Source organism: Sphingomonas canadensis, from assembly GCF_026013525.1.
Lineage (GTDB): Bacteria > Pseudomonadota > Alphaproteobacteria > Sphingomonadales > Sphingomonadaceae > Sphingomonas > Sphingomonas canadensis.
Map to the genome: position 1 here is coordinate 142,977 of NZ_JAPDRA010000005.1, position 25,833 is coordinate 168,809.

A 25,833-nucleotide genomic window follows, 5' to 3' on the forward strand; every position below is an offset into this window, starting at 1 on the left:
GCGTTCAGTCGCGCCAGCGCCCCGTTTCCATCCAGCGCAGCAGCGGCTTCAGCGGCAGCACCCACACGATGCCCGCGACGACATAGACGGGGAGCTGCACCAGGATCGGCAGCCGCCCGATCTCCGTCGCGAAGGTGCCCACCGCCACGGCCAGCAGCACGATCATCCCGACGATCAGCAGCGCGCCCGCGGGCTTGCGCCAGCTCGGGCCTAGCTCTCCTTGTGACACAACATGCCTTTCTCGGTGATCACCGCCTGCAGCGGCACGTCCCACATCTCGGTGGGGATGGCGGGTACTTCCTGAACCGACCAGGCGACGCCGACGCGCCATGCGTCCGGATAGCGCGCGAAGACGCGGTCGTAATGCGCGGCGCCCTGGCCCAGCCGGTTGAGCCGCGCGTCGAAGCCGACCAGCGGGGTGAGGATCACGTCGGGCGTCACCTCTTCGTCCCCCGTCGGCTGGCGCAGGCCGAACGGCCCGGGCGCGAGCGCATCGCCGGGATGCCAGGCCAGGAAGCGCATCGGCGTCGCCTTGTCCGCGACATGCGGCAGCGCCAGCGCGCAGCCGTGCTCGGCCGCCGCGGCGGCCAGCATCGCCGGATCGGCCTCGCTGCCCAGCGGCAGATAGCTGGTGACGACCATGCCGCGCCGCAGCCGTTCCACAAAGGCGTCCGGCGGGGTCACCGCGGCGCTCGCCTCGGTCGCGAACAGGTCGCGTTCGGCGCGCAGCCGGGCGCGCAGGGCCTTTTTGTCGTGGAGCTGGATCATGGAATGTAGCGGTGGCGGGACCGCCATGGCCGTTTGCCAGAATATCCTCTGACGCCGTAAACGTCAGGTGGGAACCATGTGTGACAGACCAGGATCTGCACAGGGACAGCTCCCATGGAAGATGAATCGCCTCAGGGATAATGCCGAGGCTCGTACCGGGCAGTGCCCGCCGTTGGTCTATCTAGGGGCTGGGACGGGGGTGTGCAATGGGGCGGGGGCGCCGTCGCGATCGGTTGCGCAAAAGCTCAGTTCGCTTTGTGATCTTCCTCCAGCGCGCCGGCCACCGCCTCCAGCCGCTCGGCGATGCGATCGAGCAGCTCGGGCGGTAGGCCCTGGGCCGGGTTGCGTCGCATCTCGTCGATCTGGTCGGCCAGGATCAGCGCGATGAACAGCATCGTCCGTTCGCCGTTGAGTCCGCCCGACGCGCGCGTCGCCGTTTCCGCATGCGCATCGAGAATGGCGGCCAGGCGCTGGAGATGCGCCTCCTCGCCATCGCGGCAGGCGATGCTGTGCTCGCGCCCGGCGATGCGGAGCGTAACCTGTGCCATCAGCCTTCCTCACGCGCGGCGGCTTCGCGCGCGATCAGCGCGTCGAGCGATGCCACAGCCGCCTCCACCTTGGTACGAAGCGCCTCGTGGCGCGCGGCCAGCCGTTCGGCGGAAGATGCCCGCGCGGCGGCAGCGGCCTCGATCCGGGCAAGGGCCTTTTCGATACGGTCGATCGACGTATCCGCCATGCCACGGCGATAGCATGGCGGGGGCGGGCGGCAAGCCCTTTACCCACAGCTTTCGGCGACCCGGTTGACGCGCGCGGTTTCTGGTCCCTAAGGCGGCGGCGCACCGACCGGGGAGACACAGTGACCACCAGCTTCGCCAATTGCGCCAACGCCATCCGCGCGCTGGCCATGGATGCGGTGGAAGCCGCCAATTCCGGCCATCCGGGCATGCCGATGGGCATGGCCGATGTCGCCACCGTGCTGTTCCAGCAATATCTGAAGTTCGATCCCGCCGATCCCAAATGGGCGGACCGCGATCGTTTCGTGCTGTCGGCGGGCCACGGATCGATGCTGATCTACTCGCTGCTGCACCTGACGGGCTATGCGCAGCCGACGATCGAGGACATCAAGGCGTTCCGCCAGATCGGCAGCCCCTGCGCCGGCCATCCCGAGAATTTCGAGCTTCCCGGCGTCGAATGCACCACCGGCCCGCTGGGCCAGGGGCTGGCGATGGCGGTGGGCATGGCCATCGCCGAGCGCCACCTGAACGCCGAGTTCGGCGATTCGCTGGTCGATCACCGCACCTGGGCGATCGCGGGCGACGGATGCCTGATGGAAGGCATCAACCATGAGGCGATCGGGCTTGCCGGCCATCTGAAGCTCGGCCGGCTGATCGTGCTGTGGGACGACAACGACATCACCATCGACGGCAAGGTCTCGCTCTCGTCGAGCGAGGACGTGCCGGCGCGCTACCGGGCGACCGGATGGCATGTGGTGGAATGCGATGGCCATGATCCGGCCAGCATCGCCGCCGCCATCGACGCGGCCATCGCCGACGAGCGGCCCTCGCTGGTCCGCTGCAAGACGATCATCGGCAAGGGCGCGCCCAACGTCCAGGGCACGTCGAAGACGCATGGTTCGCCGCTCGGTGCCGCCGAAGTCGCGGCCGCGCGGGAGACGCTGGGCTGGAACTGGCCGCCGTTCGAGGTGCCCGCGGATATCCGCGCCGCCTGGCTGGAGGCGGGCCGCCGCGGCGCCGGGCTGCATGGCGAATGGGAAGCGCGCCTCGCCGCGGACCCGCGCCGCCACGAGTTCCTGGAGCGGACGATGACCGTCGCCAGCCTGGCCGCGCCCGCGCTGGAGGGCTTCATCGCGAAGCTCGCCGCCGAGCCGCAGAAGGTCGCGACGCGCAAGGCCTCCGAAATGGCGCTCGAGCCGCTGACCGCGGCGATCCCGCACCTGATCGGCGGATCGGCCGACCTGACCGGATCGAACAACACCAAGACCAAGGCGACCGGCCCGCTGACCGCCGAGAATTACGGCGGCCGCTACCTCTATTACGGCATCCGCGAATTCGGCATGGCCGCCGCGATGAACGGCATGGCGCTGCATGGCGGCGTGGTGCCCTATGGCGGCACCTTCCTGGTGTTCAGCGACTATTGCCGCAACGCCGTCCGCCTCTCGGCGCTGCAGCGGGTGGGCGTGGTCTATGTCTTCACCCACGATTCGATCGGGCTGGGCGAGGACGGGCCGACGCACCAGCCGGTGGAGCATCTCACCAGCCTGCGCCTGATACCCAACCTGCATGTGTTCCGCCCCGCCGACACGATCGAGACCGCGGAATGCTGGGCGCTGGCGCTCGAATCGACCGATGCGCCCTCGGTACTCGCGCTTTCGCGCCAGAACCTGCCGCAGCTTCGCGGTGCGGGCGACGAGAACTGGTCCGCCTCCTCCAATCGCAGCGCGAAGGGCGCCTATCGCCTGCGCGCCGCGCAGGGCGATCGCAAGGTGGTGCTGATCGCGACCGGATCGGAAGTGGCCATCGCCGTTGCCGTGGCCGATGCGCTGGCGGCGCAGGGCGTGGGCGCGGACGTGGTGTCGATGCCCTGCTGGTCGCTGTTCGACGCGCAGCCTGCGGCTTATCGTTCCGATCTGCTACCGGCGGACGCGCTCAAGGTCTCGATCGAGGCCGGCACGACGCTGGGCTGGGAACGCTATACCGGGCTCGATGGGCTGAACTTCGGCATCGACCGGTTCGGCGCATCCGGCCCGGGCGACGCGCTGTACGAATATTTCGGCCTGACCGCCGGGGCGATCACGCCGCAGATCATCGCGAAACTATAAGCACGGAGTAAGCAGGGCATGACCAAGGTTGCGATCAACGGGTTCGGACGTATCGGGCGCCTGGTGGCGCGCGCCATCCTGGAGCGTCCGGAAAGCGGGCTTGAGCTGGTGACGATCAACGACCTGGCCGATGCCAAGTCCAACGCCTGGCTGTTCAGCCGCGACAGCGTCCACGGCAAATATCCGGGCACCGTTTCCGCCGATGGCGACGACATCATCATCGACGGCAAGCGCATCAAGGTGACCAAGGAGCGCGATCCGGCCAACCTGCCGCATGCCGCCAACGGCGTCGATCTGGTGCTGGAATGCACCGGCTTCTTCACCGATCGCGCGAGCTGCGAGAAGCATATCGCCGCCGGCGCCAAGAAGGTGCTGATCTCCGCCCCGGGCAAGAACGTGGACCTGACGGTCGTCTATGGCGTGAACCACGACAAGCTGGAGGCGGGCCACACGATCGTTTCCAACGCGAGCTGTACCACCAACTGCCTGGCGCCGGTGGCCAAGGTGCTGAACGACGCGATCGGCATCGAGCGCGGCCTGATGACCACGGTCCACGCCTATACCAACGACCAGAAGATCCTGGACCAGATCCACGACGACCTGCGCCGCGCCCGCGCCGCGGCGATGAGCATGATCCCGACCACCACCGGCGCCGCCCGTGCGGTGGGCGAGGTGCTGCCGGAGCTGAAGGGCAAGCTGGACGGCTCCGCCATCCGCGTTCCCGTGCCGGACGGATCGCTGGTCGACCTGACGTTCACGCCGAAGCGCGACACGACCAAGGAAGAGGTCAACGCGCTGCTGAAGGCGGCTTCGGAGAGCGGACCGCTGAAGGGCGTGCTCTATTATTCGGACGAGCCGCTGGTTTCGATCGACATCGTCCACACCCCCGCCAGCTCGACCGTCGACAGCCTTGAGACCGCGGTGATCGACGGCAAGCTGGTCCGCGTCGTGAGCTGGTACGACAACGAATGGGGCTTCTCGAACCGCATGGTCGACACCGCTTCGGCGATGGCGAAGCTGGGGTGACCGGCAGGATCGCCGGAATCGCGCGCCACGCGGAATCGCGCGGGCCGATCGAGCTGCTCGATCGCGTCCGCGTGACTCCCGAAGGCGGCGTGGAGGGCGATCGCAACGGCGGCAAGAACAAGCGCCAGGTCTCGCTGATCGAGGCCGGCGACTGGGCCGCCGCCACGGCCGAGGCTGGCGCGGACCTGCCCTGGTGGCAGCGCCGCGCCAACCTGCTGGTCGAGGATTTCGACCTGCCCCATGGCGGCGGCGTGCGCGTGCGCATCGGCGCGGACGTGGTGATCGAGCTTCGTACCGAGATCGATCCCTGCGCGCGCATGGACGCGCTGGCGCCGGGCCTGCGCGTGGCGCTGGAGCCCGATTGGCGCGGCGGGGCAGGGGGCAAGGTGATCGCCGGCGGCGAGATCGCCGTGGGCGACGCGATAAGGATCGAGCAATGACGCGGGCTTTCAAGACTCTCGACGATATGGGCGCCATCGCGGGCAAGCGCGTGCTGGTGCGCGAGGACCTGAACGTGCCGATGGCGGACGGGCAGGTGACCGACGACACCCGGCTGCGCGCGGCCGTCTCCACCGTCGCCGAGCTGGCGGACAAGGGCGCCAAGGTGATCGTCCTCGCCCATTTCGGCCGCCCCAAGGGCCAGCGCGTGCCCGAGATGAGCCTGGCGCTGGTCACCCAGCCCTTTGCCCAGGTGCTCGGCCGGCCGGTCCGCTTCGTCGACGATCAGGATGCCGCCGCGACGATCGCGTCGATGGCGGATGGCGAGATCGGCCTGCTGGAGAACACCCGCTTCGACGCGGGCGAGGAGAAGAACACGCCCGAGGCGATCGAGCGGCTTGCCGCGCTGGGCGATCTCTATGTCAATGACGCCTTCTCCGCCGCGCACCGCGCGCACGCCTCCACCGAGGGGCTGGCGCATCGGCTGCCCGCCTTTGCCGGGCGCCAGATGGAGGCGGAGCTGGACGCGCTGGACAAGGCGCTGGGCAGCCCGGAGCATCCGGTGGCGGCGGTGGTCGGCGGGGCCAAGGTCTCGACCAAGCTCGACGTGCTCAAGCATCTGGTGGCCAAGGTGGATCACCTGATCATCGGCGGCGGCATGGCCAACACCTTCCTGGCGGCGCGCGGCGTGGACGTGGGCAAGAGCCTGTGCGAGCACGATCTGACCGGCACCGCCGACGCGATCCTGGAGGCGGCCGACCAGGCCGGCTGCACCGTCCACCTGCCCTATGACGTGGTGGTGGCGAAGGAGTTCGCCGCCAACCCGCCCAGCCTGCGCGTGTGCAACGTGCATGAGGTGGCGGCGGACGAGATGATCCTGGACGTCGGCCCCGCCGCCGTGGAGGCGCTGGCCGACGTGCTCAAGACGTGCCGCACGCTGGTGTGGAACGGCCCGCTGGGCGCGTTCGAGACCCAGCCGTTCGACGAGGCGACCGTGGCGCTGGCCAAGACCGCGGCGGCGCTGACCCGCGAAGGGCAGCTCGTCTCGGTCGCGGGCGGCGGCGATACGGTTGCGGCGCTGAACGTGGCGGGCGTGGCGGATGATTTCACCTTCGTCTCCACCGCCGGCGGCGCCTTCCTGGAGTGGATGGAGGGCAAGGAGCTGCCCGGCGTCGCCGCGCTGGCGCGCTGATGCCCGTGTGACCGGCGCGGCGCTTTCCTATCCCGCGCAGTTCGACGCCGCCTCGCCGCGCTTCTACCCCGGCGAGGCGGAGTTCGATATCGAGCGGGCGGAGGGCGTGCTTACGCTCTCGCTGCCGGTGGCGGACGATGCGCCGCTGCCCGATGCTGTCGATGCGGCGCGGTCGCTGCTCGGCGGCCTCGACGCGCTCGACGGCGAGGCACGGGCCTGGCTGCGCGCGCAGCCAGGCTGGCCCTATGGCGACGATGCGCTGCTGTGGCTGGTGCTGGTCGAGGGGGAGCGGGCGCGCTTCTGCTACCGGCAGGAATCGGTCAACGACGAGCAGGTGATCGGCTTCGCGCGCGTTGGCGGGGGGCAGGGCGGGGACTGGCGGCTGACCGGCCCCGATCCGCGCCATCGCGGCTGAGCCGCGGTCACTCCTGCGCCAGCACCGTGCGGCGCACGCGGCAGTGCCAGGCCAGTCCCGCCGGATCGAAGCGGATCGCGGCGTCCGCCCCCAGCGCGCGCGACACCATCCGCTCGATCACCTGGCGGCCGAAGCCCGATGTCTCCGGCGGCACCACCGCGGGTCCCCCGGACTCGATCCAGCGCAGCACGATCCATGCGGCATCGGCGGGATCCTCGTCGCAGGTGACGGTCACCGTTCCCGTGCGCGTGGAGAGCGCGCCATATTTGCAGGAATTGGTCGCCAGTTCATGCAGCGCCATGCCCAGCACGCGCACCGCGTGGCTGGCCAGCGGCGGGTCCTCGCCCGCAAGCGCCAGGCGCGGGTCCCCCGGCGCCACGAACGCGCCGAGCTGGCGGCGGACCAGCTCGCCCAGCGTCGTATGGGTGCCCTCCGCCAGCATCAGATCCTGCGAGGCGGAAAGGCCCATGATCCGGCCGGATATCGCCTCGCGATACGCCTCCACGCTCTCCGCGTCGGTCTGCTGCAGGATGTTGAGGACGATCGCGTAGAGATTCTTCGAACGGTGCGAGAGCTCGCCCATCAGGAAGCTCGTCCGTTCCTCGGCGCGCTTCTGGGCGCTGATGTCGGTGACGATCGAGATCATGCTGACCGGCACGCCCCGCTCGTCGCGCTCCACCGAGACGTTCAGGTCCGCCCACAGCGTCTCGCCGTTGCCGCGCAGATAGCGTTTCTGCATGCGATAGCCGTTTATCCGGCCGGCCAGCGCATCGCCCAGCAGGTCCTCGTTGCCCTGCAGGTCCTCCGGATGGGTGATGTCGCGGAAGTTGGTGCCGATCAGCGCGTCGCGCGGATAGCCCATCATATCTGCGAAGCTCTGGTTGACGTCGATCAGCGTCCCATCGCGGCCGACGCGCGCCAGCCCCGACGCGGCAAGCTCGAACGTCCGGCGATGGTGGGAAACCGGATGGCTGATCGTCATGCGCCCTCTTTTGCGGACAGCCTATCGGAAGCGCTCAACCGCCACAATCCGCCGTGCCGTCCTTCGCGGGGCGATCGATCGCCAGCATCAGCGCCAGCGCTACCCCGCCCATCGCCGCGCCCGCCAGCGCGGAGAGGTGCCACCCGCCCGCCGCATAGGTGGCGGTGCCGATCAGCGATCCCAGCCCGCCGAAGCCGAACATCACGGTCATGTACACCGCGTTGATCCGCCCGCGCGCGGCCGGATCGATCGCGAAGATGATACGCTGGCCGGTCACCTGGCTCATCTGCACCGCGCCATCGACCAGGATCGCGGTAACCGCGAACACCAGCACGCTGCCCGCCGCGACGGCGGCGTCGGCGGCCAGGAAGGAGAGGGCGAGGATCGCGAACCCCGCCAGCGTCGTCCCGCGCATCAGCCCGCGATCGGACAACCAGCCCGCCAGCGGCGCCACCAGCACGCCGCCTGCGCCCGCCAGCGCGAACGCGGCCACGGCGCGCTGGCTCAGCCCCATGTCGTTGAGCAGCGTCAGCGGCGCGGCGGTCCAGAACAGGTTGAACGCGCCGAACATCAGCGCCTGATAGATCGCGCGCAGCCTGAGCTGGCGGTGCCGCGCGGCCAGCGCGACGACCGATGCCAGGATCGCGCCATAGGATGGCCCGCGCGGCGGCCGGCGGCCGGGCAGCATCAGCGCGAGCGACAGCGCCACCACCGCGAGCAGTCCGGCGGACCCGAAGAACACCCAGCGCCACCCCGCCAGGCTGGCGATGAAGCTGGCCGCGGGCCGCGCGAGCATCACGCCCGTCAGCAGCCCGCTCATCACCAGCCCCACCGACTGGCCCTGCCGTTCGGGCGCGCTCAGATGCGCCGCCAGCGGCACCAGCACCTGCGCGCCGCAGCAGCACAGCCCCGTGAGCAGCGAAAAGGCCAGGAAGTCTGCCGCCCCGCCCGAAAGCGCGATGCCCAGGCAGCCCAGGATCGCCCCACCCGTGGCGATCAGCACCAGCCGCTTGTTCTCCACCAGATCCGACAATGGCACCAGCAGCGCTAGCCCGGCGCCGTAGCCGAGCTGGGTCAGCGTGGTGATGGTGCCCGCCATCTGGTGGGACAGGCCGATCTCCGGCCCGATCTGGTCGATCAGCGTCTGTGCATAATAGAGGTTCGCGGACATCGATCCGCAGGCCAGCGCCATCAGCAGCAGGAGCGCCGGGGTGAGCGCGGAACCGTTGGCGTCGCTTCGCATCGCCATGCCGTTGACCGTGGCGGTGCGGAAATCAAGTGGGGCGAGGGGGTGGGCCTTGGCGCGCCCGTTGCTTCACCCACTTCATGCGCGGCTGCACCGGCCGGCTTATGGTCTCCGCTGGAGGAACGGTGGGGCATATCGGAGGATATGGCGGCTTGCGCCCTTGCTCTGCCGAGCAACTCCGCGGGTTGGGCGATTATAGTGCGTGTCCCCGGAATTCCCCGCTACCGCGTAGGATAGGCGGCGAGCACCTTGTTCACGCTGTCCATGAGCAGGCCGCACTGCAAGTCGGCGATCATGATCTTGAAATGCTCCGTCACGTCGCGCGGATTGCTGACGGTAACTCGACCGACCGAATGGGTTCCTTCAACCAAGTAAGGGGCTTTCGGCACAACGACGAACGCGATCCGGAGTGTCGGCTTCGTTCGTTGGGCTGTCGCAATGTCCATTGGGATCGAGCCTAGATTGCCGTCCTTCTCGGCATCAAAGACGTTGTACTGCCCGGGAGGCGCTTCGCGCTCGAAGATCGAGTAGGTCGTGCGATCGATTTTCACTACGTCCGTGCTCGCGCCGTAGCTATTCTGCGCCCGGTAGGTGCCGTTCGCTTTCTCCGTTTGCGATATGACGATTGCGATGTTGCTCATCGTGCTCGCGGTGATGCCAGCGGGCTTCGCTTCGTAGAACGCCTCCCACCACCCGATGTTGGTGTTGTGGAATGCGTAGCTCTGGACACGCAGAACTTGGTTGTCCGCGTCATAGGCGAAATACTTGGGGTCTTCGGGCTTCTTGCTGATGATCAGTGGCCCGCCCCCGCCAGCCGCCGCGACACGCGCCTGATAGGCTGCTGTCGTCTCAAACTCGCCCTTGGGCGCGATGTTGCCGAATGAAGCAATGACTTGCTCGAAGAGCACAGGGGCGACGGTTTGCCCGACGTATGAGGCGCATTGAGCGGACGCTGCGCTTGACCACAAGGTCCCGACGACGATCGCAAATGCAGAAACGCGCATGATATTGCCCCCTCCCTACCAAAACTGCGCGCGGATAAGGTAACGCGATTATTCGGGGAGGAGAAGCCGCCGGGCGAGGATTACATGTGAAAGTCGTAAAATTCGGGGGAATTATAACTAATTTCTGGTGCCGAAGCGCCCTGCTAGCCTTGCGGCATGGCAAGGCTTGCACCGATCGTGGTTCCGGGTGTTGCGCGTCCTGTGACCCTGCGCTGTAACCGATTGCTTGGAGATTAGGCATCTATCAAGCATCTGGAGGCCGCTTCGGAAAGGGTGCTCGGCCGCCGGAAGCCCGGGCCCAAGCCTTGGGGCAATTTCAGGCCGGCGGGGCAATTCCACCCGTAGCGAAAGCGCGTTAGCGCGCCGCGACATCCGCCGGCACCGGCTCGTTGAGCAGGGGGACGAGCAACTGGTTCATCTGTTCCAGCGTGAAGGCGCCGGCATCGGCGTAGCGCAGCCTGCCATCACGCCCGATCACATAGTTGGTCGGCACGCCGTTCAGCGTCCGATACGGCCCGCGAATGCTGCGCGCCTGCGGATAGGCGATCTGCGCGAACAGCTTGCGGAGCTGAAACGGCGGCAGCGAGTCCTCCGTCGCCACGGCATAGACGATCAGCCCGCGATCCTGGCGCTTGCGGTAATAGGCGTCGAGCAGCGGGATCTCGCGCTTGCAGGGGCCGCACCAGGTGGCCCAGAAGTTCAGGATCACGACCTTGCCGCGCATCTCCGACAGCTTCACCTTGCCGCCCCCGATCAGCGTCAGCGTGAAATCCGGCGCGGGCTGGCCGACCACCGGCTCGGGCGCCGGGAGCGCCGATGTGCACAGCACCAGCGCCGCCGCGGCGAACAGCGAGGAAAACAGTCTTGTCATCGCAACTTGCCCCTGTCGCCGCTCAGGCTCCCGCGTTTGACGGCGGCCGTCAACCGCCGCCGTTTGGGGAGGGCGAAAAATGGGTCAACGCTGTCAGAACATTAGATGTTTGAGCGCTGCGCTGCACTGCGATACGGAGCCCGCAATTCCGGTCGAATCAGGGGAACCCCATGAGCATCACGCCCGCCGTCAAAGCCATCCTCGCGAACTATGAGTCCGACAATCCGGGCGTTAAGGCGAACCTGGCCCGCATCCTTATGCAGGGCCGCCTGGGCGGCACGGGCAAGCTGATCATCCTGCCGGTGGACCAGGGCTTCGAGCATGGCCCGGCGCGCAGCTTTGCGGTGAACCCCGCGGCCTATGACCCGCACTATCATTACCAGCTCGCCATCGATGCCGGCCTGTCGGCCTATGCCGCGCCGCTGGGCATGCTGGAGGCGGGGGCCGACACCTTCGCCGGCCAGATCCCGACGATCCTGAAGTGCAACAGCTCCAATAGCTGGGCGACCGGCGCGAACCAGGCGCTGACCGGCGGGGTGGACGATGCGCTGCGCCTGGGCTGCTCGGCGATCGGCTTCACCATCTATCCGGGCAGCGACGACTGTTTCGACATGATGGAGGAGATCAAGGAGCTCTCCGCCGAGGCGAAGTCGGTAGGCATCGCCACCGTGCTCTGGTCCTATCCGCGCGGCGGCGCGCTGCCCAAGTCGGGCGAGCTGGCGCTCGATGTCGGCGCCTATGCCGCGCACATGGCGGCGCTGCTGGGCGCGCACATCATCAAGGTGAAGCTGCCGTCGAACCATATCGAGCAAAAGGACGCGCAGAAGGCCTATGAGGGCACCGACTGGTCGAAACAGTCGGATCGCGTCGCGCATGTCGTGAAGTCCTGCTTCAACGGCCGCCGCATCGTCGTCTTCTCGGGCGGCGCGGCCAAGGGCGCCGACGCGGTCTATCAGGACGCGATCGACATCCGCGACGGCGGCGGCAACGGATCGATCATCGGCCGCAACACCTTCCAGCGCGAGCGCGGCGAGGCGATGGCGATGCTCGACAAGCTCGTCCGCATCTACAAGGGCGAGGAATAAGGTGATCGGGCGGCGCCCGCTGCTCGCCGGCCTGGCGCTGGCGGTGGCGGGCGCCCCCGCACTGGCGCGCGCGGAGGCGGGGATGGAGGAAGAGGACGTCCTCTTCGGCCTGATCGGCAAGATCCGCGCGCATCCCGGCCAGCGCGACGCGCTGCTGACGGTGCTGGGCGGCAGTTCGCAGGATATTCCGGGCTGCCTGGCCTATATTCTGGGCGAGGATGCCGCCGATCCGGACATCATCTGGGTGACCGAGGTCTGGGCGAGCCGCGAGGCGCACCATGCCTCGTTGAGCCTGCCCGCGGTGCAGGCGGCGATTTCCGTGGGGCGGCGGCTGATCGCCAGCTTCGATCTGAACGCGGAGATGCGGCCGGTGGCGGGAATACCCGGCCGGTGAGCGATCCGGCCCCTGCGGCCGTCGACGCCTTTATCGAGCAGCATCTCGTTGTGCAGGACGATGGCCTTGCCGCCGCGCTGGCGGCCAATGCGGCGGCCGGGCTGCCGCCGATGGACGTGTCGCCCGCCCAGGGGAAGATGATCCACCTGTTCGCCCGGATGGCGGGTGCGCGGCGCATCCTGGAGATCGGCACGCTGGGCGGATATTCCACCATCTGGCTCGCGCGCGCGCTGCCCGAGGGCGGGCGGCTGGTGACGCTGGAGCTGGACCCGGGCTATGCCGCGGTGGCGCAGGCCAATCTTGCGGCTGCGGGCGTGGTGGAGCGCTGCGATGTCCGCACCGGCCCCGCCATGGAAACGCTCACGGCGATGATCGCGGCGGGGGAGGCGCCCTTCGATCTCGTCTTCGTCGATGCGGACAAGCCCAGCAACGTCCCCTATCTGCACGCCGCGCTGGCGCTTTCGCGGCCGGGCACGGTGCTGGTGTTCGACAATGTGGTGCGCGAGGGCCGGGTGCTGGAGGCGGACAGCGCGGACCCCAGGGTCCAGGGCACGCGCGCGCTGTTCGCGGCGCTGGCGGCCGAGCCGCGCATCAGCGCCACCGCGATCCAGACCGTGGGCTGCAAGGAGTGGGACGGGTTCCTGCTCGGGGTGGTGAACTGATCCGGCTTCCGCATCGCGCGCCATCGGGCTAGTCCCGCGCGGATGGAAGACGATGACGATATCCTCGGCCCGCTCGATCCCGGTTTCGCGGCGCAGTTCGAACGCGACGACAGGCGGCCGCCGTGCCAGCTCTACCTGATCTCCCCGCCCGATGTGGGCGGCGACTTTCCGGCGCGGCTGGAACGTGCGCTTGCCGCAGGGCCGGTGGCGGCCTTCCAGTTCCGCGTGAAGGGGCTGGACCAGCATGAGGCGGCACGGCTGGCGGAGCCGCTGCAGCGGATCTGCGCCGCGCATGAGGTGGCGTTCATCGTCAACGACAGCGTCAGCCTGGCCAAGCGGCTGGGCGCGGATGGCGTCCATCTGGGCCAGCAGGACGGCGACGCCCGGGAGGCGCGCAGCATCCTGGGGCCGGGCGCGCAGATCGGCGTCACCTGCCACGACAGCCGTCACCTGGCGATGGAGGCGGGCGACGCCGGGGCCGATTATGTCGCGTTCGGCGCCTTCTATCCCACCGCCACGAAAGAGACCCGGCACCGGCCCGATCCCTCGATCCTGTCGTGGTGGAGCACCCTGTTCGAGCTGCCCTGTGTCGCGATCGGCGGGATCACGCCGGAGAATGCGGCGCCGCTGGTGAAGGCGGGGGCCGATTTCCTGGCGGTCTCCGGCGCGGTGTGGAACGGGGACGAGGCAGAGGCGGTGCGGCGTTTCGGCGAGGTGCTCGGCGCGAAATAGCCGGGCGAGGACGTTCCCTTGCGCCTCGGCGGCCTTCGCCGGGGCGCGTTCCATCTAACCGAAATCCACCCTAGAACCGGATGCGCCCCGCGCGCATCTCGCGCCGGGCGGTGAACAGCGTGCGCGCCGCCCGCGCCGTGTCGCGCAGCAGCACGGTCACCGTGTCGCCGCCCTCGATCGTCTCGTCCCTCGCCGGGCGGGCGATGCGGCGGCCGCCCGCGCGCTCGATCTCGACGACGAACAGCGCGCCGTTGGCGATGCGCTCCGCGGCCTCGACCGTCAGCCCGCTCATCGCCGAATCGGGCGACACCACCACGCGCTCAAGGTCGAGCCCCAGCGCGCCGACCTCGCGCCGTGCGCTGCCCAGCCGCTCGTCGGTGTCCAGCCCCTCGCTGGCGGGGAACAGGATCATCCGCGCGATCCGCTCGGCGCCGATATGGGTGGGGAAGATCACGTGATCGGCCCCGGCGTTGCGCAGCTTGCGCTCGGTGGTGGGCGCCTCGCCGCGGGCGATGATCTCGATTTCCGGGTTCAGCGCCCGCGCGGAGAGCGAGATGAACACGTTCGCCGCGTCGTCCGGCAGCACCGTCGCCAGCGCGCGGGCACGCTCCACGCCGGCATGGATCAGCACGTCCTCCTCGGTCGCGTCGCCGGTGATACACATATATCCGGCTTCCTGCGCCTCGCTGTGGCGTGCGCCGCCGCGCTCGATCACCACCAGCGGCATGCCGGCGGCCTTCAGGTCCTTCGCCAGCATCATCCCGATCCGGCCATAGCCGCAGATGACGACATGGCCGGAGAGCTTCTGGATCTCGTTCTCCATGCGATTGGCTCCGAAGATCTGGCGAATCTGCAGCTCGGTGAAATATTGCACGAGCGCGCCGGTGAAGAGGATCATCCCCGTGCAGCCCAACACCATGGTGAGCATCGTGACGGCATGGAGATAGGGGGTGTCGATCGGCCGCACCTCGCCATAGCCGACCGAGAAGACGGTAAGGACGACCATGTAGCTGGCGTCGATCAGGCTCCAGCCGGCGGCGACATAGGCGATGGTGCTTGCCGAGGCCACCGCGGCCACGAAGCCCAGGATCCAGGTAAGGTTGCGCAGCGGGGAGCCGAGCACGCTCTCCGCATCGCGAATGATCGATCGCATCGCCATCGGTTTGCGGCCTTCGCGGGGCAGTGTCCAGCGGCGGAAGCGCCGCGATGGTTGGAAAAAGCTGCGCACCGCGTACAATCGTTACGGGAAGCGAAGGGGGAAGGGGATGCGCGGGGGCGATCCCATGCGATGGCGCGGGCGCGCCGATGCGCCGGGCCGGTTCCGGGCGTCGCCGGGCCGTGGCGGCTAGGCGCGACGTGGCGATCCGGTTCGTGATAGGCGGGGCCATGTTCTCGATGCTCGCCTTCTTCGCGGCCATGGCGCACCTGACGGCGCCGCACGGCGCGGGCGGCCCGCATGCGATGACGCAGCCGCATGGCGCGGCCGCGCCGGGCGGGGAGGCGGCCGATCATCCGCCGCTGCTGATCCCGGTCGCGGGCGTCGGCCGCGGCGCGCTGGTCGATAGCTGGGGCGCTTCGCGCCACGGCGGGCTGCGGCGCCACCAGGGCACCGACATCATGGCGCCGGAAGGAACGGCGGTGCTGGCCGCGGCGGCGGGGACGGTGGAAAAGCTGTTCTTCTCCAACGGCGGCGGCGGGATCACGCTCTACGTCCGCTCACCCGACCGGCGCTGGAGCTATTATTACGCGCACCTCAAGGGCTATGCCCCCGGCATCGCGGAGGGCGTGCAGGTGAAGGCAGGGCAGGTGATCGCCTTCGTCGGCGATACCGGCAATGCGGCGAAGGGCAGTTTCCACCTGCATTTCGGCCTGTCGCGCATGGCGCCGGGCGAGGGCTGGTGGCAGGGCGAGGCGGTGAACGCCTATCCGCTGCTTGCGGGGACGGGCGGCGGCGGCTAAAGGCCCGCTCGCTCTTTCTCAGCTTACAGGTCGATCCCATGAAGATCAGCGGCGTGGACATCCGTCCCGGCAACATCATCGAATATGAAGGCGGCATCTGGCGTGCCGTGAAAATCCAGCACACCCAGCCCGGCAAGGGCGGCGCCTATATGCAGGTGGAGCTGAAGAACCTGCGCGACGGGCGCAAGAACAACGTCCGCTTCCGCTCGGCCGAGACGGTGGAGCGCGTGCGGCTGGACACCAAGGATTTCCAGTTCCTGTTCGCGGACGGCGACCAGCTCACCTTCATGGACAAGGAAACCTACGACCAGATCAGCCTTCCGCGCGATCTGCTCGGCGATGCCGCGGCTTTCCTGCAGGACGGGATGGACGTGGTGATGGAGCTGTATGAGGAGGAGCCGATCAACGTTCAGCTCCCCAACCAGATCGAGGCGACGATCGTCGAGGCCGACGCGGTGGTGAAGGGGCAGACCGCCTCTTCGTCGTATAAGCCCGCGCTGCTCGACAACGGCGTCCGCGTGATGGTGCCCCCGCACATCACCGCCGGCACGCGCATCGTGGTGGACGTCTACGAGCAGACCTACGTCAAGCGCGCGGACTGAGCCGTGCGCGCGCTGCTGCTCGCCCTGATTCTGGCCCTGTTCCCGGGCACCGCCGCGGCGCAATCTCAGGCGGCGGTGCAGGAATTCGTCGCATGGGCTCAGCAGCTCAGCGCGGCGCAGCAGCCGGTTCTGGACAGCCACCAGCAATGCTCGCCCATGCTCGGCGAGGTCACCCGGTTGATGCAGGATCGCGAGGAAGGCGATCCCGTATCGCCGCGCCTGATCGTGGGCATGCAGGAGTGCCTGTCGCGGATGAAGGCCGCGGCGGCGCAGGCGCGCAGGGCGATCGCGAGCCTTCCGGACATGCCCGGCGCGTTCGAGGATGCGCTGAACCTTGATTCGCGCGAGCTGATCGATCGTTCGGTCGCGTCGGTGGATGGCGCCGTCGGCTATCTGCAGAAGGTGGAAGACGCGCTCGAGGCGGGCCTGGCCGGTGATGATGCCCTGGCGCAGGCGCGCATGCGGGAGGCCCGTCAGGCAGCCGGGAGCATCCTCGACGGCCAGATACTGTTGCTCGAACTGTTCCGGCAGTCGAAGCCGCAGGAGAGCAACCTGGCGATGCTCGACATCCGGCTGGTCATCGCGCGCGGAATGCTCGCGGCGATGACCGACGATCCGCAAGCGCCTTCGCCCGCACTACCGGCCGAACTCGCGAAGCAGTCGAGGGACGCGCGGGCGGCCGCCGCCCGTTTGCGTGCCGCCTGGAAGCTCGAAAGCGTTTCGCTTCGTGCGTCGGCGCGGCGGACCGGCGACCCGAAGCTTCAGCGGTTCATCGCTGCGATCGACAAGGCGTTCGGCACCGTGGCGGCCAAGGGCGACGCGGCGGCCGACGCGCTCGATGCTGCCGCGGCCGCATCCGATCCCGCAGTGCTGCCGCGGCTTCTCAATGCCCTCGGCGATGCCGAGTTTTCCATTCTGCAAGCGGGACGCGATGTCGCGCAGGCACTTACTCTTCTGGAATAGAATATGGTTGCGCACTCAGGCCTTATCACCGTCATGGACCGCGCGGCGCGCAAGGCCGCGCCGCGGCTGCGGCGTGACTTCAACGAGGTCCAGCACCTTCAGGTCAGCCGCAAGGGGCCGGCGGATTTCGTCAGCCAGGCCGATCAGCGCGCCGAAGAGACGCTGATCGAGGAACTGCGCAAGGCGCGGCCCGACTGGGGCTTTCTGGTCGAGGAAGCGGGCGTGATCGAGGGCGACCCCGACAAGCCCCGCTGGATCATCGATCCGCTCGACGGCACCAGCAACTTCCTGCACGGCATCCCCCATTTCGCCATTTCCATCGCGGTGGAGGACCCCCGCGGCGCGCAGGGCAAGCCGGAGGTGACGCACGGCCTGGTCTATCAGCCGCTCACCGACGAGAGCTTCTGGGCCGAGAAGGGCCGGGGCGCCTGGTTGCAGGACCAGCGGCTGCGCGTATCGGCGCGGCGGCATCTGGACGAGGCGCTGATCGCCACCGGCATCCCGTTCCTGGGTCATGGCGATTTCGCGCAATGGACCCGTATCTTCGGCGCGGTGGCGCCGGAGGTGGCGGGCATCCGCCGGCTGGGTTCGGCCGCGCTCGACCTCGCCTGGGTGGCGGCGGGCCGCTACGACGGCTATTGGGAATCGCATCTGAAGCCGTGGGACGTCGCGGCCGGCATGCTGCTGGTGCGCGAGGCGGGCGGCTTCGTCAGCGATTTCCGCGGCGCCGACCGGGCGATGGAGCGCAGCGAGTTCCTTGCCGCCAACGATGCGCTGCATTCGAAGCTGCACAAGATCGTGGCCGGGGCGCTGCGTAACGCCTGATTCCCGGCTTGCGGCATCACGCTGCCGCCGGGTAGCGGGATGAGGGAGCGGGCTGGCACCGCTCCCGCGAAGCCGGACAACGGCGTTAACGCCCCAGCGCCTCGCGCATCTTCGCGGCGTTGGCCGAACCCATATTCTGTTCGATCAGCGGCAGGTTCGGCACCACCGGCGCCGTGCGCGCGGCAACCAGCACGCTGCCGCTGCCGCGTGCGAAGCGGGGCTGGGCGCGGGCGAAGCCGGGGCCGGCCGCCCCGCGCAGCACGCGGCTGTGCGGATAGGCATATTGGTCGCGCTCATAGACCGATGCGACGCCCGCGGCTCCGATCCGGTCGAGCACGGTACGCGCCTCCATGGGCGTGGCGGCGGTGAGCCGGTAGTCGCGGCCCAGGAAGTCGCTGGCCGACAGCCATTGCGATGCGCGGACCACCCACAGCTTGCGTGCCCCGCCGTCGGCATGCGCGGCCGCGGCGATCAGCGCGCCTTCGCCCCCGGCGCGGCCGTCCACCATCCACAGTCCGCCGGTGCGCACCATCGCGCCTGCGATCGCGGGCGCCCCGATATCGGTCTTGGCGTCCAGCCGGGTGAGCCCGGCGACGGTCGGCAGCACGCCCAGCACGCACAGCAGCCCGGCGGTAACCGTCGCGCCCGTGCCCATCCGCCACAGGGCGGAGAGGCCCATTCCCGCCAGTATCACCGCCCAGGGCAGCATCGGCGCGATATAGCGCGGTTCCACCGCCGCCGGCACCGCCGACTGGAACAGCAGCGTCGCGCCGATCACCGACAGCGCCAGCCGGGCGATCCGCTGTTCGGCCGCGCCGGCATGCTCGCGGAACGCCGGGGCGGCGCCCACCGCCGCCAGCACCAGCGCCATGCCCAGATTGTCCCACAGCGCGCGCAGATTCGCCCATAGCGCCATCCAGGCATAGCCAAGCCCCGGCTGATAGACGAAGCCGCCCGCCGACACCTTCATCGATATCCAATACCAGGGCGCGACCAGCAGGATCGCAACCGCCGCCGCCACCCACAGGGCGCGCCGTTTCAGCAGCGGCCAGCGCTGGTTGAGCGCGATGTCGATCGCCGGGATCAGCGCCACCAGCGCGCCGTTGCCCTTCACCAGCGGCGCCGCCGCGGCGAACAGCGCGAACACCAGCATCCGCGTTATCGTGGGCGACTCCATCACCCGCATCCACGCGATCGCCGCCAGCGCCACGGCCAGCGCCACCGGCTGATCGAGCAGCAGGTAGCGGGCGTTTTCCATCGACAGCGGCAGCAGCAGATAGAGACCGCCGAGCGCGAGCCCCATCATCGGGTGGCCGATCCGTGCCAGCGCCCAGACGATCACGAACGCCGGCAGCCCCGCCGCGAAGGCCGAGATTGCCAGCGCGCCCGCGGGCGAGGGGCGGAACAGCGCGAACAGCGGCGCTTCCGCCAGATACCAGCCCGGCGGCCAGTGGCCGATCGAAAGACGCGGGAAGTGGGCGTAATATTCCTGTGCGAAGGCGAGCGGGTTCGGGAATCCGGCGCGGATCCAGTCACCCACGAACAGCGCGTTGACGTAATGCGCGCCTTCGTCTGGGTGGATCAGGCTGGGGCTCAGCCCGCCCGTCGCCCAGCACAGGGCGAGCGCGAGGAAGCCGAAGAGAATTGCCGAGGCGATGGGCAGGGGAAGGGCAATACGCGGATGCATCGCGCGGGTCCTAGCACCATGGATTTAGAAAATCGTGGATTTACCGCACGGGCCGGGGAAAGACCGGCGCGAAGGGAACGGGCGATGCGCGGACTGGCACGGACGATTCTGGTGGCGGCGCTCCCTGCCGCGCTGATGCTGGCGGGTGGCGCGGCGGCGCAGGAAGCGGCTCCGGCATCCTCCTCCGCGGCGCTGCGGCGCGGGCTGGCGGACGCGATCGCAAGGCAGGACAAGTCGCGGGTTACCGCCGACATGCTGCGGCTGGCGCGCATGGGCGCGACACTCTCCGACGCGGGGTTCGACGGCGTGGCGCCGATGCTCGATCCTGCGGGCCTGGCCGTCGAGCCGCGGCTGGCATCGCAGGAGCCCGCCGCGCGGATCGAGGGGCTGCGTGGCTGGTTTCGCGCCAACGCTGCGCTTCCCGGCGCCGCGCCCGTTGCCACGGCGGCGGAGGTGCCCGCCGGATACCGGCTGGTCGAAGGCATCGCCTGGGACCCGGCGAAGCAGCGCCTGTTCGCCGCGACGGTGGCGGAGGGGCGGGTGGCGTTGCTGGAGGGCGGCCAATGGCGCGAGCTGGCGCTGGGCAATCCGCGCGGCAGCCTGTTCGGCATGGCGATCGACGCGCCGCGCCGCCTGTTGTGGATCGCCACCGGCGTGGTGGAGCAGACGGGCGTCGCGGGCGAACGCATGGCCGGGCTGATCGCGCTGGACCTGGACCGGCTGGAGGTGGTGCGCCGCGTGCCGCTGCCGCCGGGCGCGAAGGGTGCGGCGGGCGATCTGGCGGTGGCGCCCGACGGCACCGTCTATGCCAGCGACATGGTGGCGGGCGCGATCCACCGCTGCGTGCCCGGTTGCGCTGCGATGGAGGAACTGCTCCCCGCGGGCAGCTTCAAGAGCCCGCAGGGGATCGTGGTGCGCCAGGGTGGGGCGCAGCTTATCGTCGCCGACTATTCCACCGGCCTCCACGCGATCGATCCGGCCGCGCGCACTGCCACGCCGCTGCGCCTGCCGCGCGACATGATGCTGGAGGGGATCGACGGCCTGGTCGCCGTTCCGGGCGGCCGGGCGCTGATCGCGATCCAGAACGGCACGCGCCCGCGCCGCATCCTGCGCATCGTGCTGGACGGTGCCGGGCAGGCGGTGGAGGCGCTGGAGCCGCTCCACATCCCGCTGCCCGGCGCGGGCGAGCCCACGCTGGGGCTGGTCCGCGACGGCGCGCTGTGGTTCGTCGGTGACAGCCAGTGGGAACGCTATGGCCCCGGCGGCACGATCACGGACGGCACCGCCCCGCGCGCCACGCCGCTGCTCGTCCTGCCGCTGGCGAAGCGGCCGTAGCGGCTGCGGAATCGGCGGGTGCGCGGTTGAACCGGCCGGGCCGGCCCCGGTCCGGGCAAAACGGGTAGTCCAGCCACCCGTATCCGCCCTTATTGAGAGTGATTCGCAAGGCGTCCGAAGTCTTGCCGCACTCAGGGCATCGGCCTAGAAGCCGCGTCAGATTCCGCAACCGCGAGAAGGCACCTTGCTCGATCTGTCGCAATATCTGCCGATCCTGCTGTTCCTCGGCGTCGCGCTGGTGCTTTCGAGCGCCTTCGTGTTCCTGCCGATGGCGGTCGGGCGGCTCACCGGGGCGCACAAGCCCTATCCGGAGAAGCTGACCGAATATGAGTGCGGCTTTCCCGCGTTCGAGGATTCGCGCAGCCAGTTCGACGTGCGCTTCTATCTGGTCGCGATCCTCTTCATCGTCTTCGATCTCGAAGCCGCCTTCCTCTATCCCTGGGCGGTTTCGGTGTTCGAGCTGGGCTGGGTGGCCTGGACCTCGATGATGATCTTCATCGCCGAGCTGGCGCTCGGCCTCGTCTACGCCTGGAAAGTGGGAGCGCTGGATTGGGAGTAGAGCTTAGCCCGCCGCCGCCGGGCACCTTGCCCGACCGCGCATTCTTCGACGACCTGAACGCCGAGCTGGGCGACAAGGGCTTCCTGGTCACATCGACCGAGGATCTGTTCCAGTGGGCGCGCACGGGTTCGCTGTGGTGGATGACCTTCGGCCTCGCGTGCTGCGCGGTCGAGATGATCCATGTGAACATGCCGCGCTATGACATGGAGCGTTTCGGCGCCGCCCCGCGCGCATCGCCGCGCCAGAGCGACGTGATGATCGTCGCCGGCACGCTGTGCAACAAGATGGCGCCTGCGCTGCGCAAGGTCTACGACCAGATGTCGGAGCCGAAGTACGTCATCTCGATGGGATCGTGCGCCAACGGTGGCGGCTATTACCACTACAGCTACAGCGTGGTGCGCGGATGCGACCGGATCGTGCCCGTGGACATCTATGTCCCCGGCTGCCCGCCGACCGCCGAGGCGTTGCTGTATGGCATCATGCAGCTTCAGCGGAAGATCCGCCGTTCGGGGACGATCGAGCGGTGATCGGCTGCATCCCTTCCTCCCCGTTCGCCCTGAGCCTGCATGAGGGCGGGGGCCGCAGCGGCGCTTCGATTGGCCCGGAGCGAACGGAGATTTGCGCATGAAGTCTCCCGCACCCAAATTCGCCTCGAACGAAGGCATGATCGACGCGATCGGCGCCGCGCTGGGCGATATGGTCGTCCATGCCTATGAGGGCGCGTTCGAGGTCACCGTCACGCTCGACCGCGAGCGGCTGGTCGAGGCGATGATCGCGCTGCGCGATACCAAGGGGCTGGAATATCAGCAGCTCATGGAGATCGCGGGCGTCGACTATCCGGAGCGCGAGGAGCGTTTCGAGGTCGTATACTGCCTGCTCAGCCTGACGCGGAACCACCGCATCAAGGTGAAGGTGCTGACCGACGAGGTGAAGCCCGTTCCCTCCGTCACCGGCATCTGGCCCGTCGCGGGCTGGCTGGAGCGCGAGGTGTACGACATGTACGGCGTGCTGTTCGAAGGCAACGCCGACCTGCGCCGCATTCTGACCGACTATGGCTTCACCGGCCATCCGCAGCGCAAGGATTTCCCGCTGACCGGCTATGTCGAGCTGCGCTATTCCGAGGAGGAGAAGCGCGTCGTCTATTCGCCCGTCGAGCTGGCGCAGGATTTCCGCAACTTCGACTTCATGAGCCCGTGGGAAGGCGCGCAATATATCCTTCCCGGCGACGAGAAGGCCGGCGATCCGCCCGCGCCCCCGCCCGGCGACAAGAAGGAAACCAGCCCGCCGCCTGCCGCCACGACGCCCAAGACGAGCGACAGCACCGCCGATACCGGCGCCGGCAAGCCCGGCCCGGATGCCGGGCCGGAGCCCAAGAAGGGGCGTGCAAAGAAATGATCGCGATGTCCGCATCCTCCAACCCGTTCGCCCTGGGCGTGTCGCAGGGCGTGCGCGCCCCGACGGCCCTGGGCTTCGACAGGCTCAGCCCGAACGGAGTGTATCGTCATGGCTGAGTATCTCGACGAGATCGCCGGTGTCGCGAAGCCCGAGAAGGGCGACGTGGAGATCGGCAACTACACGATCAACTTCGGCCCCCAGCATCCGGCCGCGCACGGCGTGCTGCGCCTGGTGATGGAGCTGGATGGCGAGATCATCGAACGGCTCGATCCGCACGTGGGCCTGCTCCACCGCGGCACCGAGAAGCTGATCGAGTACAAGACCTACGCCCAGGCGCTGCCCTATTTCGACCGGCTCGATTACTGCTCGCCGATGTGCATGGAGCACAGCTATGTGCTCGCGGTGGAGAAGCTGCTCGATATCGAGGTGCCGATCCGCGCCCAGTATCTGCGCGTGCTGTTCGCGGAGCTGACGCGCATCTCCAACCACATGCTGAACCTGGGCAGCCATGTGATGGACGTGGGCGCGATGACGCCCAACCTGTGGCTGTTCGAGATCCGCGAGGATTGCCTCAACTTCTTCGAGCGCGTGTGCGGCGCGCGCATGCACCACAATTATCTGCGGCCCGGCGGCGTCCACCAGGATGCGCCGCTCAGCCTGCTGGCCGATCTCGCCGAATGGCTCGACACGCGCCTGCCGCGGCTGTTCGAGGATGCGATCAGCCTGGTGGCGGAGAACCGCATATTCAAGCAGCGCAACGTCGATATCGCCATCGTCAGCCGCGAGGACGCGATCAAATGGGGCTTTTCCGGCCCGATGATCCGCGGCGCCGGCATCCCGTGGGACCTGCGCAAGTCGCAGCCCTATGAGGTCTATGACCGCATGGAGTTCGACGTGCCGGTGGGCACGCGCGGCGATTGCTACGACCGGTTCATGGTGCGCGTGGAGGAGGTCCGCCAGTCCGCGCGGATCATGAAGCAGTGCCTGGCGCAGATGCCCGAGGGGCCGATCGCTTCCAGCGACCGCAAGGTCGTTCCGCCCAAGCGCGCCGAGATGAAGCAATCGATGGAAGCGCTGATCCACCACTTCAAGCTCTATACGGAGGGCTATCACGTCCCCGCGGGCGAGGTGTATGTCGCGACCGAGAGCCCGAAGGGCGAGTTCGGCGTCTATCTGGTGAGCGACGGCACCAACAAGCCGTACCGCTGCAAGATCCGCCCGACCGCGTTCAGCCACCTCCAGGCGATGGACTTCATGTCGCGCGGCCACATGCTGGCGGACACCACCGCCATCCTGGGCGCGCTCGATATCGTGTTCGGGGAGTGCGACCGGTGAGCGGGCGCGAGGCGGCAACCGGCATGGGCAGCGTTATCGGCGTTGCTGTTGTGCTCATTGCGCCGATCGCAATCGGCTATTGGTGGTCCCGGCGCCTTACCGCCAGGCGCGAAGGCTATGATCCGGTAAGATGGCCGATCGCTGTGGGCTTCGTCGTCTCCTTGCTGATGCTTGCGGGCCAGTGCGCAAAGCCGCAATCGCCGAGCAGCGGCAAAGAGGTTGTTACTACCAATGGCTGACGCACATCCCATCCCCGGTGCCGATCGCGTCGCGACCGCGCACGAGATGATCGCGCGCTACAACGCGCAGGACGCGGACGCCTATGTCGCGCTGATGACCGAAGGCGCGTGCGAGGCCGGCTATCGCGGCGCCGTGCTGCGCGAGGGCAGGGAGGGCGTGCGCGCCGGGCTGAAGGCGATGTTCGCCGAATTCCCGCAGAACCGCGCCGACATCCTGTCGTCCTATCTGCTGGGCGATACCGTGGTGCTGCACGAAAAGGTTGCGCGATCGCCCGAGGCCGAGCCGTTCGAGGTGATGTCGATCTATTCCTTCGATGACGACGGCAAGGTCGATCGCGTGGAGTTCATTCGCTGATGGCTGACGCAAAGACTATCCCCGACACTCCCGAGCTCCGCGCCGAATGGGGCGGGTTTGCCTGGACGCCCGAGAATGCGGCCAAGGCGCAGGAGATCATGGGCCGCTATCCGGCGGGCCGGCAGCAGAGCTGCACCATCCCCTTCCTCGATCTGGCCCAGCGCCAGGTGGGCGCGATGACGAACACCCAGGGCTGGCTGCCCATCCCGGTGATCGAGTTCGTGGCGCGCGAGCTGGGGCTGGCGGTGATCCGCGTGCTGGAGGTCGCGACCTTCTACACCATGTTCAACATGAATCCGGTGGGGAAGTATCACGTCCAGGTCTGCGGCACGACGCCGTGCTGGCTGCGCGGCAGCGACGAGGTGTTCCGCGCCTGCAAGGCACGCGGGATGAAGAAGGGCCACACCACCGAAGACGGGCTGTTCACGCTCACCGAGGTGGAGTGCATGGGCAATTGCGCCAGCGCCCCGATGGTGCAGATCAACGACGATAATTTCGAGGATCTGGATTTCGATCGCACCGCCGCCATCCTCGACGCGCTGGCGAAGGGCGAGAGCCCCAAGGCCGGCACCCAGGAGCCCGGCCGCCACACCGTAGAGCCTTCGGGCGGCCCCACCACGCTGACCGCCATGGTCTCCGAGAACCACGATTACCGGGGAGAATGGGCATGAACCGCGATACGCAGGCGACGATCATCACCATCCTGGCCATCATCGGTGGCCTGGTGGTGCTCGGCTGGGTGCTGAAGCTGACGCTGCACCTGATGGGTCCGCTGCTGCTGATCGCGATCGGCGTGGCGGTCTATCTGCTGTTCTTCAAGAAGGGCGGGCGATGAATTCGGCCGTCTGGATCGCGCTGGGCGCGGCCGCGATGGGCGTGATGACGATGTTCATCGCGCTCGGCGCGGCGATGCGGAAGAAGAAAT

At 68.5% G+C, this 25,833-nt stretch carries 32 protein-coding genes and 1 other RNA gene; 22 read left to right on the top strand and 11 right to left on the bottom strand.

The features are described 5' to 3' along the window. Positions 1-4: 4 nt before the first annotated feature. The 5 genes from OM513_RS12080 to OM513_RS12095 all read right to left on the bottom strand — a co-directional run bounded on the left by OM513_RS12080 (position 5) and on the right by OM513_RS12095 (position 1,504). On the bottom strand, positions 5-229 hold the full coding sequence (locus tag OM513_RS12080) for a DUF2842 domain-containing protein (protein WP_264944579.1): 225 nt from the start codon (positions 227-229) through the stop codon (positions 5-7). Beyond that, on the bottom strand, positions 211-768 hold the full coding sequence (locus OM513_RS12085; RefSeq protein ID WP_264944581.1) for a 5-formyltetrahydrofolate cyclo-ligase: 558 nt from the start codon (positions 766-768) through the stop codon (positions 211-213). Before OM513_RS12085 ends, OM513_RS12080 begins: the two co-directional genes overlap by 19 nt. Positions 769-781: 13 nt before the next feature. Then, a non-coding RNA gene (gene ssrS / locus OM513_RS20875) (6S RNA) lies at positions 782-937 on the bottom strand. Positions 938-1,013: 76 nt separating this feature from the next. Then, positions 1,014-1,316 (bottom strand): cell division protein ZapA, encoded by a 303-nt coding sequence (locus tag OM513_RS12090; RefSeq protein ID WP_264944582.1) that lies wholly within the window; start codon positions 1,314-1,316, stop codon positions 1,014-1,016. After that, positions 1,316-1,504, bottom strand: a complete 189-nt coding sequence (locus tag OM513_RS12095) for a hypothetical protein (RefSeq protein WP_264944584.1) — start codon at positions 1,502-1,504, stop codon at positions 1,316-1,318. The genes OM513_RS12090 and OM513_RS12095 overlap by 1 nt, the downstream gene beginning before the upstream one ends. A 168-nt stretch (positions 1,505-1,672) precedes the next feature. Between OM513_RS12095 and tkt the strand changes: the two genes are divergently transcribed. Genes tkt through OM513_RS12120 form a run of 5 tightly spaced genes read left to right on the top strand, consistent with a single transcriptional unit; the run spans position 1,673 to position 6,678 of the window. Further along, entirely contained in the window at positions 1,673-3,607 is a 1,935-nt protein-coding gene (gene tkt / locus OM513_RS12100) for a transketolase (RefSeq protein ID WP_380916331.1), read from the top strand. Between the two features lie 18 nt (positions 3,608-3,625). Beyond that, positions 3,626-4,633 (top strand): type I glyceraldehyde-3-phosphate dehydrogenase, encoded by a 1,008-nt coding sequence (gap, locus tag OM513_RS12105; protein WP_264944588.1) that lies wholly within the window; start codon positions 3,626-3,628, stop codon positions 4,631-4,633. Continuing rightward, positions 4,630-5,073, top strand: a complete 444-nt coding sequence (locus tag OM513_RS12110; RefSeq protein ID WP_264944589.1) for an MOSC domain-containing protein — start codon at positions 4,630-4,632, stop codon at positions 5,071-5,073. Before gap ends, OM513_RS12110 begins: the two co-directional genes overlap by 4 nt. Then, on the top strand, positions 5,070-6,263 hold the full coding sequence (locus OM513_RS12115; protein ID WP_264944590.1) for a phosphoglycerate kinase: 1,194 nt from the start codon (positions 5,070-5,072) through the stop codon (positions 6,261-6,263). The genes OM513_RS12110 and OM513_RS12115 overlap by 4 nt, the downstream gene beginning before the upstream one ends. Before the next feature lie 7 nt (positions 6,264-6,270). Then, positions 6,271-6,678 carry a hypothetical protein gene (locus OM513_RS12120; RefSeq protein ID WP_264944591.1) on the top strand — a complete coding sequence of 136 codons (408 nt, stop codon included), beginning with the start codon at positions 6,271-6,273 and terminating at the stop codon, positions 6,676-6,678. A gap of 7 nt (positions 6,679-6,685) precedes the next feature. Here OM513_RS12120 and OM513_RS12125 read toward each other — a convergent pair whose 3' ends face one another. From OM513_RS12125 to OM513_RS12140, 4 genes are all read right to left on the bottom strand, one after another. Beyond that, positions 6,686-7,660 carry a PAS domain S-box protein gene (locus tag OM513_RS12125; RefSeq protein WP_264944592.1) on the bottom strand — a complete coding sequence of 325 codons (975 nt, stop codon included), beginning with the start codon at positions 7,658-7,660 and terminating at the stop codon, positions 6,686-6,688. A 34-nt stretch (positions 7,661-7,694) separates the two neighbouring features. Beyond that, positions 7,695-8,909 (bottom strand): MFS transporter, encoded by a 1,215-nt coding sequence (locus OM513_RS12130; protein WP_264944594.1) that lies wholly within the window; start codon positions 8,907-8,909, stop codon positions 7,695-7,697. 218 nt (positions 8,910-9,127) lie between these two features. Beyond that, on the bottom strand, positions 9,128-9,910 hold the full coding sequence (locus OM513_RS12135; RefSeq protein WP_264944595.1) for a hypothetical protein: 783 nt from the start codon (positions 9,908-9,910) through the stop codon (positions 9,128-9,130). A 355-nt stretch (positions 9,911-10,265) separates the two neighbouring features. After that, a complete protein-coding gene (locus tag OM513_RS12140) occupies positions 10,266-10,781 on the bottom strand; it encodes a TlpA family protein disulfide reductase (RefSeq protein ID WP_264944596.1) in 516 nt (171 codons plus the stop codon). 170 nt (positions 10,782-10,951) lie between these two features. On the opposite strand from OM513_RS12140, the gene OM513_RS12145 reads away from it, so the two are divergent. Genes OM513_RS12145 through thiE form a run of 4 tightly spaced genes read left to right on the top strand, consistent with a single transcriptional unit; the run spans position 10,952 to position 13,654 of the window. Continuing rightward, complete coding sequence (locus tag OM513_RS12145; protein ID WP_264944597.1) at positions 10,952-11,866, top strand: class I fructose-bisphosphate aldolase; 915 nt, start codon at positions 10,952-10,954, stop codon at positions 11,864-11,866. A gap of 1 nt (position 11,867) precedes the next feature. Then, entirely contained in the window at positions 11,868-12,260 is a 393-nt protein-coding gene (locus tag OM513_RS12150) for a putative quinol monooxygenase (protein ID WP_264944598.1), read from the top strand. After that, positions 12,257-12,922 (top strand): O-methyltransferase, encoded by a 666-nt coding sequence (locus tag OM513_RS12155; RefSeq protein ID WP_264944600.1) that lies wholly within the window; start codon positions 12,257-12,259, stop codon positions 12,920-12,922. Before OM513_RS12150 ends, OM513_RS12155 begins: the two co-directional genes overlap by 4 nt. 42 nt (positions 12,923-12,964) lie before the next feature. Next, positions 12,965-13,654 carry a thiamine phosphate synthase gene (gene thiE / locus OM513_RS12160; RefSeq protein WP_264944602.1) on the top strand — a complete coding sequence of 230 codons (690 nt, stop codon included), beginning with the start codon at positions 12,965-12,967 and terminating at the stop codon, positions 13,652-13,654. 70 nt (positions 13,655-13,724) lie between these two features. Here thiE and OM513_RS12165 read toward each other — a convergent pair whose 3' ends face one another. Continuing rightward, entirely contained in the window at positions 13,725-14,807 is a 1,083-nt protein-coding gene (locus OM513_RS12165; RefSeq protein ID WP_264944604.1) for a potassium channel family protein, read from the bottom strand. Between the two features lie 185 nt (positions 14,808-14,992). Here OM513_RS12165 and OM513_RS12170 point away from each other — a divergent pair, with 185 nt between their 5' ends. From OM513_RS12170 to OM513_RS12185, 4 genes are read left to right on the top strand one after another with little or no spacing between them, the layout of a single operon-like run. Continuing rightward, positions 14,993-15,613 carry a M23 family metallopeptidase gene (locus OM513_RS12170; RefSeq protein ID WP_264944605.1) on the top strand — a complete coding sequence of 207 codons (621 nt, stop codon included), beginning with the start codon at positions 14,993-14,995 and terminating at the stop codon, positions 15,611-15,613. A 38-nt stretch (positions 15,614-15,651) separates the two neighbouring features. Next, on the top strand, positions 15,652-16,215 hold the full coding sequence (gene efp, locus OM513_RS12175; protein ID WP_264944606.1) for an elongation factor P: 564 nt from the start codon (positions 15,652-15,654) through the stop codon (positions 16,213-16,215). A 3-nt stretch (positions 16,216-16,218) separates the two neighbouring features. Further along, positions 16,219-17,178 carry a hypothetical protein gene (locus OM513_RS12180; protein ID WP_264944607.1) on the top strand — a complete coding sequence of 320 codons (960 nt, stop codon included), beginning with the start codon at positions 16,219-16,221 and terminating at the stop codon, positions 17,176-17,178. A 3-nt stretch (positions 17,179-17,181) separates the two neighbouring features. Next, the gene (locus OM513_RS12185; protein ID WP_264944608.1) at positions 17,182-18,003 is read left to right on the top strand and encodes an inositol monophosphatase family protein; all 822 of its coding nucleotides are present in this window, start codon (positions 17,182-17,184) and stop codon (positions 18,001-18,003) included. A gap of 85 nt (positions 18,004-18,088) precedes the next feature. Here OM513_RS12185 and OM513_RS12190 read toward each other — a convergent pair whose 3' ends face one another. After that, positions 18,089-19,690: a glycosyltransferase family 39 protein gene (locus OM513_RS12190; RefSeq protein WP_264944609.1), complete on the bottom strand. Its 1,602-nt coding sequence runs from the start codon at positions 19,688-19,690 to the stop codon at positions 18,089-18,091. A gap of 84 nt (positions 19,691-19,774) precedes the next feature. Between OM513_RS12190 and OM513_RS12195 the strand changes: the two genes are divergently transcribed. The 9 genes from OM513_RS12195 to OM513_RS12235 all read left to right on the top strand — a co-directional run bounded on the left by OM513_RS12195 (position 19,775) and on the right by OM513_RS12235 (position 25,743). Beyond that, entirely contained in the window at positions 19,775-21,025 is a 1,251-nt protein-coding gene (locus OM513_RS12195; RefSeq protein ID WP_264944611.1) for an SMP-30/gluconolactonase/LRE family protein, read from the top strand. A gap of 184 nt (positions 21,026-21,209) precedes the next feature. Beyond that, positions 21,210-21,584, top strand: coding sequence for an NADH-quinone oxidoreductase subunit A (ndhC, locus tag OM513_RS12200; RefSeq protein WP_264944612.1), 375 nt, complete (start codon positions 21,210-21,212; stop codon positions 21,582-21,584). Next, positions 21,575-22,111, top strand: a complete 537-nt coding sequence (locus OM513_RS12205) for a NuoB/complex I 20 kDa subunit family protein (RefSeq protein ID WP_264944613.1) — start codon at positions 21,575-21,577, stop codon at positions 22,109-22,111. Before ndhC ends, OM513_RS12205 begins: the two co-directional genes overlap by 10 nt. A gap of 97 nt (positions 22,112-22,208) precedes the next feature. Beyond that, on the top strand, positions 22,209-22,979 hold the full coding sequence (locus OM513_RS12210) for an NADH-quinone oxidoreductase subunit C (protein WP_264944614.1): 771 nt from the start codon (positions 22,209-22,211) through the stop codon (positions 22,977-22,979). A gap of 108 nt (positions 22,980-23,087) precedes the next feature. Continuing rightward, a complete protein-coding gene (locus OM513_RS12215; protein ID WP_264944615.1) occupies positions 23,088-24,314 on the top strand; it encodes an NADH-quinone oxidoreductase subunit D in 1,227 nt (408 codons plus the stop codon). Then, positions 24,311-24,553, top strand: a complete 243-nt coding sequence (locus OM513_RS12220; RefSeq protein ID WP_264944616.1) for a hypothetical protein — start codon at positions 24,311-24,313, stop codon at positions 24,551-24,553. Before OM513_RS12215 ends, OM513_RS12220 begins: the two co-directional genes overlap by 4 nt. Continuing rightward, positions 24,546-24,908 carry a nuclear transport factor 2 family protein gene (locus tag OM513_RS12225; protein WP_264944617.1) on the top strand — a complete coding sequence of 121 codons (363 nt, stop codon included), beginning with the start codon at positions 24,546-24,548 and terminating at the stop codon, positions 24,906-24,908. The genes OM513_RS12220 and OM513_RS12225 overlap by 8 nt, the downstream gene beginning before the upstream one ends. Next, entirely contained in the window at positions 24,908-25,579 is a 672-nt protein-coding gene (locus OM513_RS12230; RefSeq protein ID WP_264944619.1) for a complex I 24 kDa subunit family protein, read from the top strand. The genes OM513_RS12225 and OM513_RS12230 overlap by 1 nt, the downstream gene beginning before the upstream one ends. After that, a complete protein-coding gene (locus OM513_RS12235) occupies positions 25,576-25,743 on the top strand; it encodes a hypothetical protein (protein ID WP_264944620.1) in 168 nt (55 codons plus the stop codon). Before OM513_RS12230 ends, OM513_RS12235 begins: the two co-directional genes overlap by 4 nt. Positions 25,744-25,833: the final 90 nt, after the last annotated feature.